General features: G+C 55.5%; 13 protein-coding genes. 4 read left to right on the top strand and 9 right to left on the bottom strand.

The features are described from left to right. The first annotated feature begins 102 nt into the window (after positions 1 to 102). Positions 103 to 462 (top strand): 6-carboxytetrahydropterin synthase QueD, encoded by a 360-nt coding sequence (queD, locus tag A1830_RS14595; RefSeq protein WP_067707605.1) that lies wholly within the window; start codon positions 103 to 105, stop codon positions 460 to 462. 37 nt (positions 463 to 499) lie between these two features. Here the strand turns inward: queD and queE are convergent, their stop codons facing one another. Further along, complete coding sequence (gene queE, locus A1830_RS14590) at positions 500 to 1,171, bottom strand: 7-carboxy-7-deazaguanine synthase QueE (RefSeq protein ID WP_067707602.1); 672 nt, start codon at positions 1,169 to 1,171, stop codon at positions 500 to 502. Between the two features lie 194 nt (positions 1,172 to 1,365). Here queE and A1830_RS14585 point away from each other — a divergent pair, with 194 nt between their 5' ends. Next, positions 1,366 to 2,271, top strand: a complete 906-nt coding sequence (locus A1830_RS14585) for a glycoside hydrolase 64/thaumatin family protein (protein ID WP_156485013.1) — start codon at positions 1,366 to 1,368, stop codon at positions 2,269 to 2,271. Here the strand turns inward: A1830_RS14585 and A1830_RS14580 are convergent. The 3 genes from A1830_RS14580 to A1830_RS14570 form a co-directional block, all read right to left on the bottom strand. After that, the gene (locus A1830_RS14580) at positions 2,268 to 4,157 is read right to left on the bottom strand and encodes an acyltransferase family protein (RefSeq protein WP_067707593.1); all 1,890 of its coding nucleotides are present in this window, start codon (positions 4,155 to 4,157) and stop codon (positions 2,268 to 2,270) included. The genes A1830_RS14585 and A1830_RS14580 overlap by 4 nt on opposite strands. Positions 4,158 to 4,494: 337 nt before the next feature. Then, positions 4,495 to 4,728, bottom strand: a complete 234-nt coding sequence (locus A1830_RS14575) for a non-oxidative hydroxyarylic acid decarboxylases subunit D (RefSeq protein ID WP_067707589.1) — start codon at positions 4,726 to 4,728, stop codon at positions 4,495 to 4,497. Positions 4,729 to 4,738: 10 nt separating this feature from the next. Continuing rightward, positions 4,739 to 6,166, bottom strand: a complete 1,428-nt coding sequence (locus A1830_RS14570) for a non-oxidative hydroxyarylic acid decarboxylases subunit C (RefSeq protein WP_067707578.1) — start codon at positions 6,164 to 6,166, stop codon at positions 4,739 to 4,741. 339 nt (positions 6,167 to 6,505) lie between these two features. Between A1830_RS14570 and A1830_RS14565 the strand changes: the two genes are divergently transcribed. Further along, a complete protein-coding gene (locus tag A1830_RS14565; protein WP_067707575.1) occupies positions 6,506 to 6,946 on the top strand; it encodes a MarR family winged helix-turn-helix transcriptional regulator in 441 nt (146 codons plus the stop codon). Between the two features lie 185 nt (positions 6,947 to 7,131). On the opposite strand, the gene eno is transcribed toward A1830_RS14565, so the two are convergent. From eno to rlmD, 5 genes are all read right to left on the bottom strand, one after another. Then, positions 7,132 to 8,427 carry a phosphopyruvate hydratase gene (eno, locus tag A1830_RS14560; protein WP_067707573.1) on the bottom strand — a complete coding sequence of 432 codons (1,296 nt, stop codon included), beginning with the start codon at positions 8,425 to 8,427 and terminating at the stop codon, positions 7,132 to 7,134. Between the two features lie 188 nt (positions 8,428 to 8,615). Beyond that, positions 8,616 to 10,253 (bottom strand): glutamine hydrolyzing CTP synthase, encoded by a 1,638-nt coding sequence (gene pyrG / locus A1830_RS14555; RefSeq protein ID WP_067707569.1) that lies wholly within the window; start codon positions 10,251 to 10,253, stop codon positions 8,616 to 8,618. 185 nt (positions 10,254 to 10,438) lie between these two features. Continuing rightward, a complete protein-coding gene (locus A1830_RS14550; RefSeq protein ID WP_067707566.1) occupies positions 10,439 to 11,167 on the bottom strand; it encodes a nucleoside triphosphate pyrophosphohydrolase in 729 nt (242 codons plus the stop codon). A gap of 63 nt (positions 11,168 to 11,230) precedes the next feature. Further along, positions 11,231 to 13,462: a GTP diphosphokinase gene (relA, locus tag A1830_RS14545; RefSeq protein ID WP_067707563.1), complete on the bottom strand. Its 2,232-nt coding sequence runs from the start codon at positions 13,460 to 13,462 to the stop codon at positions 11,231 to 11,233. 31 nt (positions 13,463 to 13,493) lie between these two features. Continuing rightward, entirely contained in the window at positions 13,494 to 14,810 is a 1,317-nt protein-coding gene (rlmD, locus tag A1830_RS14540; protein ID WP_067707561.1) for a 23S rRNA (uracil(1939)-C(5))-methyltransferase RlmD, read from the bottom strand. Positions 14,811 to 15,033: 223 nt separating this feature from the next. Here rlmD and barA point away from each other — a divergent pair, with 223 nt between their 5' ends. Then, positions 15,034 to 17,754 (top strand): two-component sensor histidine kinase BarA, encoded by a 2,721-nt coding sequence (gene barA / locus A1830_RS14535; RefSeq protein WP_067707559.1) that lies wholly within the window; start codon positions 15,034 to 15,036, stop codon positions 17,752 to 17,754. Positions 17,755 to 17,780: the final 26 nt, after the last annotated feature.

Below are 17,780 nucleotides of genomic sequence, written 5' to 3'. Positions count from 1 at the left end.
GACCCGGTTTAAAACAGGAATAGATGGGGAAAGAAGTGCGGAAAAAGGCTTTTTCCGTTAGACTTCGCCGGTTTTTTCAGTGATTAAAGAATGAGACTGTCTATGGCTACCACGCTGTTTAAAGATTTTATGTTCGAGGCTGCTCACCATCTGCCTAACGTTCCGGCCGGGCACAAATGCGGCCGCCTGCACGGGCACTCCTTTTTGGTACGGCTCGAAATAACCGGCGAAGTGGATGCGCATACCGGATGGATCATGGACTTTTCCGAACTGAAAGCGGCCTTCAGGCCCCTCTATAACCAGCTGGATCACTATTACCTTAACGAGATCCCCGGCCTGGAGAATCCCACCAGCGAGGTGCTGGCTAAGTGGATTTGGGACAGGATGAAGCCGACGCTGCCGCTGCTCAGTGCGGTAACGATCAAGGAAACCTGCACCGCAGGCTGCGTGTATAAAGGCTAAATCACCGCGCAGGCCGCTCCCGGCCTGCCGATGGCTATCAGGCGATATTCAGGTATTTGTGCGTCTGCATTGATAAGCGCCAGTTCCTGGCGATACAGGTTTCGATACACAGGCGGGTCGCATCTTCTTTCTGGCTTATCGGCTGTAGCGCAATAATGCGTGGTTTTTCATCACTCAGCGTAGCCAGCAGTGCGTCGAGCGCGTCGATATCCCGCTGACGCGCCACCGGATGCTTAACCTCATCCGCACGCACCAGTGCCTGGTTCAACACATCATAGCCGCCGCGCATATTTACCTTGGGCGAGACCGTTACCCAGGTTTCGCGACTGCATTGCACCTCGTGCGTCCCGCTGGTTTCAATCTGGCAGCTAAAACCCTGCGCCTGTAACGCCTGGGTCAGGGGCGTCAGGTCGTGGATGCAGGGCTCGCCGCCGGTGATCACCACATGCTTTGCGGTCCAGCCGCGCCTGCCTATCACTGCCAGCAGCATCGCTGCATCTGCCGCGCCCCAGGCATCGGTTTCGATGGTTTTCAGCAGGATGTCGCCCAGCGAGGTCTCCCGATCGGCCAGCTTATCCCAGGTGTGTTTCGTATCACACCAGCTGCAGCCCACCGGGCATCCCTGCAGGCGGATAAAGATTGCCGGAACGCCGGTGTAAAAACCTTCGCCCTGCAACGTCTGGAACATTTCATTTATCGGGTACTGCATGACTTTCTCGACCATCTGTGAATTTAAGGGCGCAGATTATGGCAGATCGGCGCATTTTAACCAAATCGCTTTGTGCTGGAACCCGGGGGGCTGTTTGTCCACTCAGATCGACTCCCCCCTTATAAGGCATGCCGATGAATATTGCTGCTGAACGCTTATTAAATCGCACATCTCCGGATTTCAGTGACAGTGCGTTGAATACTCAAAAAAATCCTCTGGCCGATCTGGTCCCGGGGAGGCAGGAGAGTAGTCTGTCAAAGAGCATTCTTTTTGGCTCGCCGGCCAGCAGTAACCTGCCGGACCTTTCACCACAAACGCAGGAGAGTGCAGCGGGTAGCGGCGGGCTCTCCTCCGCACTGAATCATTTTATTCAGCTTATTAGCAGCCAGATGCAGTCCGCAGGCTCATTATTAACTTCGCTGGTCCAGCAGGTTAATAAGGCGCATGCAGCAGAGACTGAGACGAAAAAAGAGGCATCGGCGGACAGCAACGCGCCTGCGGTTAACGCAGCGGAATCTTCCTCCGGCGCGGCGGCAGTCAGCAGTAATGCTGATATCGATCCCAGTCAGAACAGCATGACGTTTGAGAATAAGGGGGATAAGCCGATGACGCTGTCATTTACCCCTAACGCCGACGGCAGCGCGAAACCTGACGATCTGACCCTACAGCCAGGGGAGACGAAGACGCAGAAGTTCGATGCTAACTGGTCAGGCAATTTCCGCAGCACGGCGGGTGATGGGGCAAACGCCACGCTGGGTGAAGTGAAATTTGATGGCGGCAGCGGCCAGACCTACTATGACGTCAGCTACATAGAAGGAAATAATGCGGCGATGACGATTGGTCCGGCGAAGGGGGACGGACGGGTTTCGGGTACGCTTGACGATCTGGTATCCGGTGCGCCGGACGATATTAAGGCGAAAGATGCGGACGGTAACGTATACGGGCTGAAAAAATCCACTACCGCCGAGCAGCAGGATCCGGCGGTAGTGAAATATTACCGTGAGCACGTGGCCGCAGATAAGGGATATGTCATCCCTTCTGACAATGACAGTACGCTCGGCAGCAGTTCTAAAAACCTTAAGGTTGAGCTTAAGGGCTAAGGCATAAATTTGTCCTGACGCATGACCTGGACGGCCTCTTTTGCCACGTCTTTAGCGCCGCTGAGCGTCAGGTGCCCGTAGTCGTTAGAAAGCGGATGCCCATCAGAGGCGAGCCCACGGCAGACATCGTGCGGACAGATAATGGAGTAGATCGAAATATAGGGAATCTGCTCCGTGGCCACTGCCTGCTGCATTGCCACATCGGTAGTTTTAATACTGTGGTCGATGGAGGCCGCAACCAGATCTTTACGGCCATCGGTCTGGTAAGCCAGCAGATCCGGCAACGCCTCGGTGTATTCGATAGTCGGCCCCAGAACGATAATGTTATCCGACACGCTTTTCAGCTGCGCCAGCGTCGCCTTCAGCGGGGCAATATCCTCCGGTAGCCAGCGGGCAGAAATGATCACTCCGTCAATATGATGAGAAGGGATCCAGTTACCGTAGAGATAGTCCACCAGCTCGGTGCAGGGATTGTGCAGGCTCTGCCTGTAAAGCGGTTTGCAGCCGGCCGACGTCGCCTGGATAACGTTGATCCCATCCCCCGCGGCAAGGCTGAGCGCCCGCCACAGATGGGCCGCGTGACTGTCACCGATAACGACGTAGTTTTTCGCCGTCGCCGAGGTTTTCAGGCAGTAGTCACGATCGAAAGGTTTATCCTCTTGACTCTTGCCATCGACAAAGCAGCGGCCTGGACGGTACTGATAGTCAAAGTCCGGCATCTCTTTATACTGCGAGTACTGCGCCAGCATCAGCGCCTCGCTGGAGAACTGCCCGGCATTATTACTGAGATGCCCTTTATACAGCGAGCCGGAAGCCATCAGCACCAGTCCCACTACCGAGGCGGTGACGATCCTGCTGGGCGGGAACCCCGACAGCCGATAGCGGAAGGGGATTTCAATCAGGTAGCGTGACGCCACGGCCAGACCAAGGGTAAGTCCGACAATCGTCAGTTCGCGTATGCCCGGGGCAAGGTTAAAGAACATGCGGCTGTAAACAATGATCGGCCAGTGCCACAGGTAGAGGCAGTATGAAATCATCCCGATATACACCACCGGCTTAAGGGAAAGCAGCCGGGAGACCATCGCCCGCTCACCCGCCAGAATAATCAAAAAACTGCCGAGGCAGGGCCAGAGCGCATTCCATGCCGGAAAAGGTTTTTCCGTCGTCAGCCAGAGAAAACCGATCAGGATCAGCGCCAGCCCGGTAAGACTCATCAGATGCTTAACTCCCTGCGACAGCTTTGCCAGCTTCGCTTCCAGCCCTGCTACGGCAATCAGCCCGCCCAGCGCCAGCTCCCATGCCCGCGTCGGCAGCAAATAGAAGGTAAAGGTGGGCTTGCGCGTGACGGCATAGATGCTCAGCAGCAGCGAGGCGGCAATAATCAGCAGCATGACCCGCGAGGTATGCTGGCGAAAGCGCCGCACCACAAACAGCAGCACGACCGGCATCACAATGTAGAACTGTTCCTCGACGGCCAGCGACCAGGTATGCAGCAGCGGCTTCAGCTCCGCCGGGCCCGCAAAGTAGCCGGTGGTTTTCCAGAAGAAAATATTCGATGAGAAGAGCAGCGTGGCGAGAGAGCTGTTGCTGAGATCGCTGAACTGCGCGGGCAGCAGGTGGTAATAGCCAAATATCAGGGTGGAAAGCAGCACAACGAACAGCGGCGGCAGGATACGTAAACAGCGGCGCTTATAGAATTCAAGATAAGAAAATGTATTGGTCATGCCACCCTGGTAAATAATGCCGCAGATGAGGTAGCCTGATATCACAAAGAAAATATCCACCCCGGTAAAACCGCCGGGGATCCCTCCTATCCCCATGTGATATGCAATGACTGGCAGTACAGCCAGTGCGCGTAATCCATCCACATCCGCCCGGTATTTCATTTTAGCCTGGTCCTGATTACATTTAGTTACCGGGAAATTACATAAAATTACCTGATATTTCGCCTTTACTAACAATAAATAGGAGCATTCTGTACGGAGAGGATAAGCATTTAACTTCTTGATATGTAATTATAAAATTAATAATTACTGGCGAAAGCCGCTATTTTTTCAGATAAACCTTAGCCTTAATCAGTCCACTTATTACTGGATTAGCAACGGACAATGGCTGCGTTAAACCTTTCCATCTGTTAACGGCCCGCCATAATCACCTTTGGCAATGCGCCAGCCCGGACTCACCCTGCGTCGCCCCTGGCTGGCCCGGTGAAGACGTAACCGGTTATCGGTTGTTGGACAGTAGCGGTGGAATGGTGGGCACCTCCGGCGCGGTATCAATGTCTTTCTGCGTCATGCGAAAGGCTTCGGGATAATGCTCGCGCTGCGTGCGGCGGGCGGGTTCCGTATCGCGCCAGGTGTACAGGCAGAGCTGGCACTGGTAAAGGGTCCAGACGCCTTTAACTGGCGACGTGGCCATCGTTTCAATGCGCTTATCGGCACAGCGTGGACAGATCATTTGCGGCTCCTTATTTACGACTGGCTAACATGGCGGTCAGTTTCTCAACCCACTGCGCGGTTTCGGGGAGATCTTTCACCGGTTGGCTGTAGTGCCCACGAGCGTCTGGTGCAACCGGCGTGGTGGCATCAATGATCAGTTTGTCGGTGATCCCCGCCGGGCTCGAGCCGGGATCCAGTTCCAGCACCGACATGTTGGGCAGCTGTACCAGATCGCCAGCCGGGTTCACCTTCGAGGATAGCGCCCACATCACCTGGGGGAGATCGAAGGGATCGACATCCTCATCCACCATAATCACCATCTTCACGTAACCCAGTCCGTGAGGCGTGGTCATCGCCCGCAGGCCAACCGCGCGCGCAAAGCCGCCGTAGCGTTTTTTGGTAGAAATAATCGCCAGCAGTCCGTGGGTGTACATGGCATTAACCGCCTGCACCTCAGGAAACTCTGCTTTGAGCTGCTGATAGAGCGGAACACAGGTAGCGGGGCCAATCAGATAATCTATTTCCGTCCAGGGCATACCGAGATACAGCGACTCAAAAATCGGCTTAGTGCGGTACGAAACCTTATCGATGCGCACCACCGTCATGTTGCGGCCGCCGGAATAGTGCCCGGTGAACTCACCAAAGGGCCCTTCAATTTCGCGCTTACGCCCTTCTATCACCCCTTCGAGGATCACTTCTGACCCCCAGGGTACGTCAAAACCGGTAAGGGGAGCGGTGGCGATGGGACAGGGACTTTCACGCAGCGCACCGGCCATCTCATATTCCGACTGATCGTATTTGAGCGGCGTCGCGCCCATCAGCGTGATGATGGGATCATTTCCAAGCGTAATGGCAATCGGCAGATCCTCGCCCCGCTCCTCCGCTTTATGCAGGTGCAGAGCAATGTCATGCATCGGCACCGGCTGCAGGCCAAGCTTGCGCTTGCCCTTTACCTCCATACGGTAGATCCCGACGTTCTGCTTGCCAAAATGCTCCGGATCCAGTGGGTCGCGAGAGACCACGCAGGCCTTATCCAGATAGAAGCCGCCATCACCATCGTTAAGTCGGAACAGCGGCAGGATATCGAACAGGTTGATGTCGTCGCCATCCCGGGTATTTTCGGCCCAGCCGGGGTTTTCCCGCCGCTCAGGCGTCACCGGGAAGTTATCCCAGCGGCGAATAAACTCATCCACCTGCTGCTTCACCGGCGTATTGGGCGGCAGGCCGAGCGAAATGGCATGGTTTTGCCACGAACCGAGCGTATTCATGACCACGTGGGCATGATTAAAACCCTTAATCCGGGTGAAAGAGAGGGCGGGCGCCCCTTCGCCAATGCGGCCAGTCGCATTCGCCGCGGCGGCGATATCGGGCTCGGCGTTGACTTCTTCATCAATATGGAGCAGTTGCCCCTGCTCATCCAGCGCCCGAAGAAAACTGCGTAAATCATCAAATGCCATGGTTAACCTTATGAATGCATTCCGTTTGCAGGAACCGTTGCTCAGACGCTGTCATCCAGCTGGCGGCTACCGCAACCTTTCAGCCCTCACCCTGTTAAAAGTTAAGTTGACCGGTATCAGCCAGCAGAATCGCCTTAAGCCGATATTAGCCTTCTGAATATGTTCGTGTACGAACCATATAAATTCAGCCTAATACTGATTTGCACTGCTGACAACATCAGGCGAGCATAAAGTTCGTATACGAATATTTCAGCGCACTCTGTTGCAGGCGAAATTTTCGTGATGGTTTACAGAATGGAGTATTCTTGCGCTCTCAGATGCGGGCCTCGGGACTCTATAATGATCAATAAACTCGGCAATATTCCCTTTCACCTGATGCGCCAGCTGCTCCAGGAGCACACCGCGCTGTGGCAAAAGTCCTTACCCGATCTCACAAAGCAGCAGTATTCCGTGCTCTGTGCGGTGGCAGAGAAACCGGGCATTGAGCAGATGGATTTAATGGATGATGCACTGATGACCAAGGCCACCCTGGCCGAGCTGCTGGTGAGGATGGAAAAAAAAGGTTTGGTGGTACGCACAGCGGGGGAAACGGATAAGCGTCGTCGCTTGATTACTCTGGCCCCCAAAGGGGCTGCCGTGCTTCTGGAGGCACGTCCGGTTGCCGCAGCCGTGGATGCCGCTTTTCTTGCCCGTCTCAACGCGCCACAGCAGCAGGATCTGGTCACGCTGCTGCAAACCCTGCTCTGCGCTGAGGCCGAGGATGCTGCGAGTAAGCCATGATTCAGTGAGGGGAAGAGACGCTTTTACAGAGGGAAGATGCCAGCCACAGCGCGGCCATCAGGATACGCGGATGCGGTAACAGTCATGCAAATAAAAAAGCCAGGCCCCATGGGCCTGGCTTTTTTGTCGCGAGCGGGAAGCAATTGATGCGCCCCGTCGCAGCTCACGCAGACAGGCTACGGAGATTACTGGCCTTTAACTTCTTTCAGGCCGTTGAACGGCGCACGGCTGCCCAGCGCTTCTTCGATACGGATCAGCTGGTTGTACTTAGCCACGCGGTCAGAACGGCTCATAGAACCGGTTTTGATCTGGCCTGCTGCCGTACCCACTGCCAGGTCAGCGATGGTCGCATCTTCAGTTTCACCTGAACGGTGAGAGATCACCGCGGTATAGCCTGCATCTTTCGCCATTTTGATCGCTGCCAGAGTTTCGGTCAGTGAACCGATCTGGTTGAATTTGATCAGAATGGAGTTAGCGATACCTTTATCGATACCTTCCTTCAGGATTTTGGTGTTGGTTACGAACAGATCGTCACCCACCAGCTGGATTTTGTCGCCCAGCACTTTAGTCTGGTAAGCAAAGCCGTTCCAGTCAGACTCGTCCAGGCCATCTTCGATGGAGACGATAGGATACTGTTTGGTCAGGTCTTCCAGGAAATGCGTGAACTCTTCGGAGGTGAAGGCTTTGTTGCCTTCGCCAGCCAGCACGTATTTGCCATCTTTGTAGAACTCAGAGGCCGCGCAGTCCATCGCCAGGGTGATATCTTTACCCAGCTCGTAGCCCGCTGCTTTTACCGCTTCAGCGATAACCGCCAGCGCTTCGGCGTTAGAACCCAGGTTTGGCGCATAGCCACCTTCGTCACCTACCGCCGTGCTCATGCCCTTAGACTTCAGCACTTTTGCCAGGTTGTGGAAAACCTCAGAACCCATACGCACGGCTTCTTTCAGGTTTTTCGCGCCAACCGGCTGGATCATAAATTCCTGGATGTCGACGTTGTTGTCGGCATGTTCGCCGCCGTTGATGATGTTCATCATTGGCAGAGGCATTGAATATTTGCCCGGCGTACCGTTCAGTTCAGCAATGTGCTCGTACAGCGGCATGCCTTTAGCGGCAGCGGCAGCTTTCGCAGCGGCCAGAGAAACGGCCAGGATGGCGTTAGCGCCAAATTTGGATTTGTTCTCAGTACCGTCAAGATCGATCATGATCTTGTCGATGTTTGCCTGGTCTTTAGCATCTTTGCCGGTTACCGCGTCAGCGATAGGGCCATTGACTGCAGCAACGGCTTTGGTGACGCCTTTGCCGAGGAAGCGAGATTTGTCGCCATCACGCAGTTCCAGCGCTTCACGAGAGCCGGTAGAGGCGCCTGACGGTGCCGCAGCCATGCCAACGAAGCCGCCTTCAAGGTGGACTTCTGCTTCAACGGTAGGGTTTCCGCGCGAGTCGATGATTTCACGACCGATGACTTTAACGATTTTGGACATTAGATTTTCCTTAGTACAAGTTATCTTAAACTCAGACAAACAGCGCACAACATCCGTTATTCCCGCAGCAACTTTGACTGCCTGTTTCCCTCAAACGCTCGCGAACGAAGGCTTCTGAGGTCTCATCCCCTGCGCCTGGCGCAGAGGGATGTCTGACGGGTGGCGATAGTACGCCGCTATGAAAACACTTATTTTGCCAAACGCTTTTGGTACTCGCTGGCGGCCTTAACAAAGCCAGCAAACAGCGGGTGCCCGTCACGAGGAGTTGAGGTAAATTCCGGGTGGAACTGACACGCAACGAACCACGGATGATCGGGGATTTCAATAATCTCCACCAGCTGATCATCGCCGGAGCGACCTGCAACGCGTAAACCGGCCGCCTCGATCTGCTTCAACAGCATATTGTTGACTTCATAGCGATGGCGATGACGTTCAACGATGGTGTCTGAACCGTACAGTTCATGGACCAGGCTGTTCGGATCCAACTGGCACTGCTGGCTACCCAGGCGCATGGTGCCGCCAAGATCGCTCTGCTCAGTACGCAGCTCAACGTTGCCTTCTTCGTCGCGCCATTCGGTGATCAGTGCCACCACCGGATATTTACAGTCTGGCACAAATTCCGTTGAGTTTGCGTCTTCCATTCCCGCCACGTTACGGGCGAACTCCATCAGCGCAACCTGCATACCCAAACAAATGCCGAGGTAGGGAACGTTGTGCTCACGGGCATAGCGCGCGGTCATCAGCTTGCCTTCCACGCCGCGATAGCCGAAGCCACCCGGGATCAGAATCGCATCTAAATCCTTCAGCAATTCCACACCGCGCGTTTCCACATCCTGTGAGTCGATCAGTCGGATGTTAACCGTCACGCGGTTTTTCAGGCCGCCGTGCTTCAGCGCCTCGATCACCGATTTATAGGCATCCGGCAGTTCGACATATTTGCCAATCATGCCGATGGTCACTTCGCCACCCGGATTCGCTTCCTGGTAGATAACCTGTTCCCACTCGGACAGGTTGGCTTCCGGCGCGTTCAGGTTAAAGCGTTTACAGATATAATCGTCCAGTCCCTGGGATTTTAACATACCAGGAATCTTATAAATGGAATCAACGTCTTTCAGTGAGATGACCGCTTTTTCCGGCACGTTACAGAACAGCGCAATTTTTGCACGTTCGTTAGCCGGGACGGCGCGATCTGAACGGCAGATCAGCACGTCAGGCTGAATACCGATTGAGAGCAGCTCTTTAACCGAATGTTGAGTCGGTTTGGTTTTGACTTCACCGGCCGCCGCCATGTAGGGCACCAGCGTCAGGTGCATATACATGGTGTGCTCGCGGCCCACGTCAACGGCCATCTGGCGAATGGCTTCAAGAAACGGCAGCGATTCGATATCACCAACGGTTCCGCCGATTTCCACCAGCACCACGTCGTGACCTTCGCCGCCTTCCAGGATGCGTTCTTTAATGGCGTTGGTAATGTGTGGGATCACCTGAATGGTCGCCCCCAGATAGTCCCCACGGCGCTCTTTGCGCAGGACTTCTGAGTAGATACGGCCGGTGGTGAAGTTGTTCCGGCGGCTCATTTTAGTGCGAATAAAACGCTCGTAATGGCCGAGATCCAGATCGGTTTCCGCACCATCATCGGTGACGTAGACTTCACCGTGCTGAGTGGGGCTCATGGTACCCGGATCCACGTTGATATACGGGTCCAGCTTCATGATGGTGACGTTGAGGCCACGTGCTTCAAGAATAGCGGCCAGGGAGGCTGCGGCAATGCCTTTACCCAGAGAGGATACGACCCCGCCGGTCACAAAAATATAGTTCGTTGTCATGCTGAACCTGAGAAAGTAGGTTTAAAGACGATGGAATAACCAGGACGGGAAAACAGTATACGGGAATCCCCTCCGCCCCACAATTAATCGTTTTTGGTTATGCGCTTTCCATCGCACTGACCGCAGAATCGTACCCGATTACGCCCGCGCCGGATTTGACCTGAATCACATTTTGTTGAATCGAGTCAGCTGGGGATTTCGCCTGACTTTGCGTCAGGATCGGCAGAACCCTTCTCCTGCAACTTCACCTGCTGCCAGGCCGACTCCATCTGCTCAAGCGTCGCCTCAGTCATCTGCATTCCCTGCCCGGCGATAATCTGCTCAACCTGACGAAAGCGGCGTTCAAATTTATCGTTTGCCTTTTGCAGGGTCGTTTCCGCTTTGCTGCCAAGGTGGCGGGAAAGATTCACCGTCGCAAACAGCAGATCGCCGATCTCCTCTTCCAGCTTTTGCGGGTCGATCACCGCCTGTTTCGCCTCAAACATCACCTCGTCGATCTCTTCATACACTTTGTCCACCACCGGGCCCAGCGTATGCCAGTCAAAGCCGACGTTGCTGCAGCGTTTCTGGATCTTGTGCGCGCGCATCAGGGCGGGCANGACTTGCACATCACCGAAGACGTGCGGATGACGACGCTCCAGCTTGTCGCTGATGGTGTTGCAGATGTCGTCGAAGTTAAAGCGCCCCTCTTCATTCGCCATCTGGGCGTAGAACACAATCTGGAACAGCAAATCGCCCAGTTCGCCCTGAAGATCGTCAAAATCCTCACGGCTGATAGCGTCCAGCACTTCCCAGGTCTCTTCAAGGGTATAGGGGGCGATTGAGGCCCAGGTCTGTTCGCGATCCCACGGGCAGCCATGCTGCGGATCGCGGAGGGTTTTCATGATGCCCAGCAGGCGATCGAGAGCGTTCATCAGTTTTCCAATTCTTTCAGGGCAGAAGCGGCCTGGTCGATCGTTGCGGCCAGGCCAGGGAGGTTAATGCAGTCGTCTGGCGTCGATAATGTCCGGCACCTGGTTCAGCCGCGCCAGCACGCGGCCCAGCACCTGATGGTTGTAGATTTCAATGTCCATATCAATGGTAGCCAGCTGCTTTTTGGTGTCGCTGCGACTGGAGACGCCCAGCACGTTGACCTTCTCATTCGCCAGAATGGTGGTGATATCGCGCAGCAGCCCGCTGCGATCGTTAGCCGTCACCCGCACCACCAGCGAATAGCCGCTTGAGTAGCTTTCACCCCAGACGGCATCCACGATGCGCTCGGGTGCGTGCGACATCAGCTCCGTCAGCTGGTCACAGTCGGCGCGGTGAATTGAAATGCCGCGCCCCTGGGTAATAAAGCCGACAATATCGTCGCCGGGGATCGGCTGGCAGCAGCGAGCAATGTGGTGCATCAGGTTGCCGACGCCCTCAACCACCACGCGTCCGCTCTCCTTGCTGCGTGGCGCGGCAGATTTCTGGGTGAGCTGGCGAAGTGCTTCGCGATCTTCCTCCTCTGCGCTCGGCTTATTCAGCTTCGATTGCAGGAAGTTGACCATCTGATTGAGGCGAATATCACCGCCGCCAATCGATGCCAGCAGTTCGTCCAGGGAGTTGACGTTATAGCGCGGCAGCAGCAGCTTCTCAGCCTCTTTAATGCTGATATCCAGCTGATCCAGTTCGCTGTCGAGGATTTGGCGACCGGCAATGATGTTCTTATCGCGATCCTGCTTACGGAACCAGGCGTGGATTTTGGAGCGACCGCGGCTGGTGGTGACATAGCCAAGATTCGGGTTAAGCCAGTCACGGCTCGGGTTAGGCTGCTTCTGGGTGATAATGTCAATCTGATCGCCCATTTGCAGCTGGTAGGTGAACGGCACGATGCGCCCACCAATTTTCGCCCCGATGCAGCGGTGACCGATGTCGCTGTGGATGTGGTAGGCAAAGTCGAGCGGTGTCGAACCCGCAGGCAGGTCGACCACGTCGCCTTTTGGCGTAAACACATAGACCCGGTCGTCAAAGACCTGGCTGCGCACCTCGTCAAGCATCTCTCCGGTGTCGGCCATCTCCTCCTGCCAGGCGATCAGCTTACGCAGCCACGCAATACGCTCTTCGTGGCCTGAGGCCCCGCGTGCGCTGCCGCCGCTGGTGCCGCCCTCTTTATACTTCCAGTGAGCGGCTACGCCGAGTTCAGCGTCTTCATGCATCTGCCGGGTACGGATCTGTATTTCAACGGTTTTGCCCTGCGGCCCCAGCACCACGGTATGAATCGACTGATAGCCGTTGGGCTTGGGGTTAGCCACGTAATCGTCAAACTCGCTCGGCAGGTGGCGATAGAGCGTATGGACAATGCCCAGCGCGCCGTAGCAGTCCTGAAGACGTTCGGCAACAATGCGCACTGCCCGCACGTCAAACAGCTCATCAAAGGTCAGCGCCTTTTTCTGCATTTTGCGCCAGATGCTGTAGATATGCTTCGGACGGCCATAAACCTCGGCTTTTACTCCCTCCTTCACGATTTCAGTGCGCAGGGATCCGACGAAGGTGTCAATATAGTCTTCGCGATCGATGCGTCTTTCGTGCAGGAGTTTTGCGATGTGTTTGTATTCGTCCGGATGAAGATAGCGGAAGCAGAAATCTTCCAGCTCCCACTTCAGCTGACCAATCCCCAGACGGTTCGCCAGTGGCGCATAGATGTTTGTACACTCTTTCGCCGCCAGCACGCGCTCATCTTCCGGCGCGTCTTTGACCTCCCGCAGGTGGGCAATTCGCTCCGCCAGCTTGATCACCACACAGCGGAAGTCCTCCACCATTGCCAGCAGCATGCGCCGGACGTTATCGACCTGTTCGGAGGCCATGGAGTCATTGTGCGTGGCCTTAAGCTGACGGATGGCGTCCATATCACGCACGCCGTGCACCAGCGAGACAATGGCCTTACCGAACTCCTCTTCCAGCACCGCTTCGGATACAACGTTAGCATCGGCCAGAGGAAACAGCAGCGCCGCGCGAAGACTTTCGTTATCCATACTCAGCATGGAGAGAATTTCGACCATCTCGACGCCGCGCCACAGCAGCAGCGCGGCATCCGGATGATTACGTGTCGCCTCGTCGCAGTAGCGCCAGGTATCGGCCAGTCGTTCACATGACTGCTGGTTAGAGATCCCCAAACTGGTGATCCATTGGTCGAGCGCAAACTCGCCAGCCGTATTCAAATGTGCACTTCTTACCGCAACCATAACCTCTCCTGGCGTCCCCCCTGCCGGGGATCTATTTTCGGCTAAACAGCACCATGGACTCTACATGCCCGGTATGTGGAAACATATCAAGCAGTGTAACCCGTTCCAATTGGTAGCCCGCTGTCAGAAGAATCTGACAATCCCGGGCAAGTGTAGTCGGATTACAGGAAACATAAACTACCCGTTCCGGCGCAAGTTTAATAATGTGATTCATTACACCTGCCGCGCCAGCCCGTGCCGGATCCAGTAAAACCTTGTTAAACCCTTGTGCAGCCCACGGCTGCTGCGCCACGTCCTCTTCCAGATTATGCTGATAAAAGGTGACATGGTTCAGATTATTCAGTGCGGCATTATACGCACCCTTCTCCACCAACGCTGTCACCCCCTCCACACCGATAACACTTTCTGCATAATTTCCCATGGGAAGCGAAAAATTCCCCATGCCGCAGAACAGGTCCAGTACACGATCCTGAGGGTGCAGATCCAGCCATGCCAGCGCCTGGTGCACCATCTGCTGGTTCAACGCTGCGTTGACCTGAATAAAGCCGCGTGGGCTAAACGTCAGCGTCAGATCGTCGAGCCGGTAATAAGGCATTTCGCCGCTAACCTGCTCAAGCGTATCACTGTCCGGCGCCAGGTATAATGCAATCTGATGATTATGCGAAAAGCGTTCCAGTTTGCGACGATCTTCCTCGCCGAGCGGGTCAAGATGACGTAAAACCAGCTGCGTGCCGTTATCCGCCTGAATCAGTTCAACGTGGCCCAGCCGGTCGCTCGCCTGCAGGCTGCTCAATACCTGGTGCAGGGGTTTGATCAATGCTTCAAGCTCGGGCTTCAAAACAGGGCACTGGGTAATATTGACCAGCTCGTCTGAAGAGGACCGCCGGAAACCCATCTGCAATGTCTGACTGCGTCGATGCCAGGAGAGTCCCAGTCGTGCGCGGCGGCGATAGCCATAAGCCTCGCCGGCAATGATCTGCGTTACCTCCACCGGCTGCCCGGTCGCCTGTCCCAGCATTCTTGCCAGCGACTGTGCTTTGCTGCGCTGTTGCAGTGCAGGGGAGGCATGCTGCTGTGAACAGCCGCCACACTGGCTGAAATGTGGGCAGGCAGGCGTCACTCGCTCCGGGCTGGTAGAGAGCAGACGTTTTGCGTTCCCCCTGGCCCAGGCGCGTTTATCTTCGACAATTTCAACTTCGACCTGTTCACCCGGCAGCGCGCCATTGATGAAAAGCGCCTTGCCATTGTGCCTGGCCACGCCCTGTCCTGCCCCGTCCAGCTCATATACCATCGTCGTCACGATCTGGCGGGTCGTCACGCGGCGTTTTGCAGAGTAGAATTGCGCCATTATTCAGTTTCATTCCGAAAGTAGTGAGCGAAAAAACGTGCGTAGCCTACACCAGCGATCGGATTAATTCGACCCGCGTGACNTTTGCAGAGTAGAATTGCGCCATTATTCAGTTTCATTCCGAAAGTAGTGAGCGAAAAAACGTGCGTAGCCTACACCAGCGATCGGATTAATTCGACCCGCGTGACGCGTCAGCTGGTTTATTACGTGCTTCAGGAAGATTATGACCAAATATAGCCTGCGGGCACGCATGATGATCTTGATTCTGGCCCCCACCCTGATGATTGGGCTGATGCTAAGCACCTTCTTCGTGGTGCATCGTTATAACGAACTTCATCGCCAGCTCGTGGATGCCGGTGCCAATATTATTGAACCACTGGCGGTTGCCAGTGAGTATGGCATGACCTTCCACAGCCGCGAGTCGGTGCGCCAGCTGGTCAGCCTGCTGCACCGTCGCCATTCGGAAATTGTTCGCGCAATTACCGTCTTTGATGCGCAGAACCAGCTGTTCGTCACCTCGAACTTTCATATCAGCCCGTCCAGGCTGCGCGTACCCGACGGAGAAAAGCTCCCGGCCACCCTGACCTATGAACGCGAAGGTAGCGTGGTGATCCTGCGTACGCCGATTGTGTCTGAAAGCTACTTTCCTGATGAGTCGCCCGGCGACGATGCCAAGCCTACCGGCAACCCGCTGGGCTATGTCGCCATCGAACTTGATCTTCAGTCCGTCAGGCTTCAGCAGTACAAGGAGGTGTTCATCTCCACGCTGATGCTGCTGTTTTGCCTCTGTCTTGCCATGCTGTTTGCCTACCGACTGATGCGTAATGTCACCGGGCCCATTCGCGATATGGTCAGCACCGTTGACCGCATCCGTCGCGGCCAGCTGGACAGCCGCGTCTCCGGCTTTATGCTGGGTGAGCTTGATATGCTGAAGAACGGCATTAACTCCATGGCGATGTCCCTGACCGCCTACCACGAGGAGATGCAGCAGAATATCGATCAGGCGACCTCCGATCTGCGTGAAACGCTGGAGCAGATGGAGATCCAGAACGTCGAGCTGGATCTGGCGAAGAAGCGCGCCCAGGAGGCAGCCAGGATTAAATCCGAGTTCCTTGCCAATATGTCCCATGAACTGCGCACCCCGCTGAATGGGGTGATTGGCTTCACCCGACAAACGCTGAAAACGTCGCTTAACGTTACCCAGCGTGACTATCTTCATACTATCGAGCGCTCGGCCAATAACCTGCTGAGTATCATCAATGACGTACTCGATTTTTCCAAGCTGGAAGCCGGGAAGCTGATACTGGAAACTATCCCCTTTCCGCTGCGCGTAACGCTGGATGAGGTGGTGGTGCTGCTGGCTCAGTCGGCGCATGAAAAGGGGCTGGAGCTCACCCTGAGCATTCAGCATGACGTGCCGGATAATGCCATTGGCGACCCGCTACGCCTGCAGCAAATACTGGTCAACCTGCTGGGTAATGCCATCAAATTCACCGAACGCGGCAATATTGATATTCGCGTGGAAAAACGCTCCCTCAGCAATAACCGGGTCGATCTTGAGGTGCAGATCCATGATACCGGCATCGGCATTTCTGAAAAACAGCAGTCCCAGCTGTTTCAGGCTTTTCGTCAGGCGGATGCCAGTATTTCACGCCGCCACGGTGGCACCGGGCTGGGGTTAGTGATCACGCAGCGGCTGGTGAATGAAATGGGCGGTGAAATTTCGTTCCACAGTCGGCTAAACCAGGGGTCGACCTTCTGGTTCAATGTTGATCTGGCGCTTAATCCTAATGCTGCAAGCGACCCGCGCGCCATGGAGTGCCTGCAGGGCAAAAGGCTGGCCTATGTGGAAGCCAATGAGGCCGCCGCGCAGGCAACCCTGACGATGCTGGAGGCGACGCAGATGACCGTCAGCTACAGCGCGACGCTCAACGGCCTGGCAGAGAGCCATTATGACGCGCTGCTGTTAGGTCTTCCCGTTACCCACGAGGCTGAGATTGAGTCAGAGGACCTGCTTCCGGCGCTGCAGCGGGCCGACAACGTGATTATGGCGCTCCCCTGCCAGATGCAGGTTTATGCGGAAGAACTCAAGGCCCGTGGCGTCAGCGCCTGCCTGATTAAGCCCGTTTCCCTGACTCGCCTGCTGCCAGTCCTGATCGACCATCATTCCCGCGTGCTTCCCTTCCCGGTGCCGCGTCAGCGATTGCCGCTTACGGTGATGGCAGTGGATGATAATCCTGCCAATCTGAAGCTGATTGGTGCCCTGCTGGAAGAACAGGTTGAGCATATTGTTCTGTGCGACAGCGGTAAGAATGCCATCCGCATGGCGAAGGATCGCGAACTGGATATTATTCTTATGGATATTCAGATGCCCGAAATTGATGGCATCCGCGCCAGTGAGATTATCCGTCAGCTCCCTCAGCATTACTCCACCCCGATTGTGGCCGTTACGGCGCACACGCTGGACGGTGAGAAAGAGCAATTTATAAAGGCGGGCATGAATGACTACCTGGCTAAACCGATTGACGAGGAGCGTCTCAGCCAGCTGCTGGCACGCTACTCGTCGGTTAAGCCTCCGGTTTTAGTCAAAATCCCTGATGTCTCCGCTTCGCTTGACTGGCAGCTGGCGCTCCGTCAGGCCGCGAATAAGCCCGATCTGGCGCGTGAGCTGTTACAAATGCTGGTCGATTTTCTGCCGGAAGTGCGGGCGCTTGTGGAGCGCTACATGGCTGAGGATAACGTGCCGGGACTGCGCGATATCATTCATAAGCTGCACGGGAGCGCCAGCTACAGTGGCGTACCGCGTATGAAGCAGCTCTGTCAGCAGCTGGATCGTAGCCTGCGGAACAATCCTCACATAGAGGGAACCGAACCTGAGCTTTTTGAGCTGCTTGATGAAATCGAAAATGTTGCCCGACTTGCCAGGGAGCGGTTGGATCGGTAAGGGCCTGCCTTAACGGCCCGACCGCC

It is taken from the genome of Erwinia sp. ErVv1, assembly GCF_900068895.1.
Classification (GTDB): domain Bacteria; phylum Pseudomonadota; class Gammaproteobacteria; order Enterobacterales; family Enterobacteriaceae; genus Erwinia.
Note: the sequence above shows the minus strand (reverse complement) of the source record. Positions and strands in the feature narration are given on the sequence as shown.

Bases quoted from the DNA above. Each gene is read 5' to 3' on its own strand.
- queD (WP_067707605.1), top strand. From the start codon at position 103: ATGGCTACCACGCTGTTTAAAGATTTTATGTTCGAGGCTGCTCACCAT.
- queE (WP_067707602.1), bottom strand. From the start codon at position 1,171: ATGCAGTACCCGATAAATGAAATGTTCCAGACGTTGCAGGGCGAAGGT.
- A1830_RS14580 (WP_067707593.1), bottom strand. From the start codon at position 4,157: ATGAAATACCGGGCGGATGTGGATGGATTACGCGCACTGGCTGTACTG.
- A1830_RS14575 (WP_067707589.1), bottom strand. From the start codon at position 4,728: ATGATCTGTCCACGCTGTGCCGATAAGCGCATTGAAACGATGGCCACG.
- A1830_RS14570 (WP_067707578.1), bottom strand. From the start codon at position 6,166: ATGGCATTTGATGATTTACGCAGTTTTCTTCGGGCGCTGGATGAGCAG.
- A1830_RS14565 (WP_067707575.1), top strand. From the start codon at position 6,506: ATGATCAATAAACTCGGCAATATTCCCTTTCACCTGATGCGCCAGCTG.
- eno (WP_067707573.1), bottom strand. From the start codon at position 8,427: ATGTCCAAAATCGTTAAAGTCATCGGTCGTGAAATCATCGACTCGCGC.
- pyrG (WP_067707569.1), bottom strand. From the start codon at position 10,253: ATGACAACGAACTATATTTTTGTGACCGGCGGGGTCGTATCCTCTCTG.
- relA (WP_067707563.1), bottom strand. From the start codon at position 13,462: ATGGTTGCGGTAAGAAGTGCACATTTGAATACGGCTGGCGAGTTTGCG.
- rlmD (WP_067707561.1), bottom strand. From the start codon at position 14,810: ATGGCGCAATTCTACTCTGCAAAACGCCGCGTGACGACCCGCCAGATC.
- barA (WP_067707559.1), top strand. From the start codon at position 15,034: ATGACCAAATATAGCCTGCGGGCACGCATGATGATCTTGATTCTGGCC.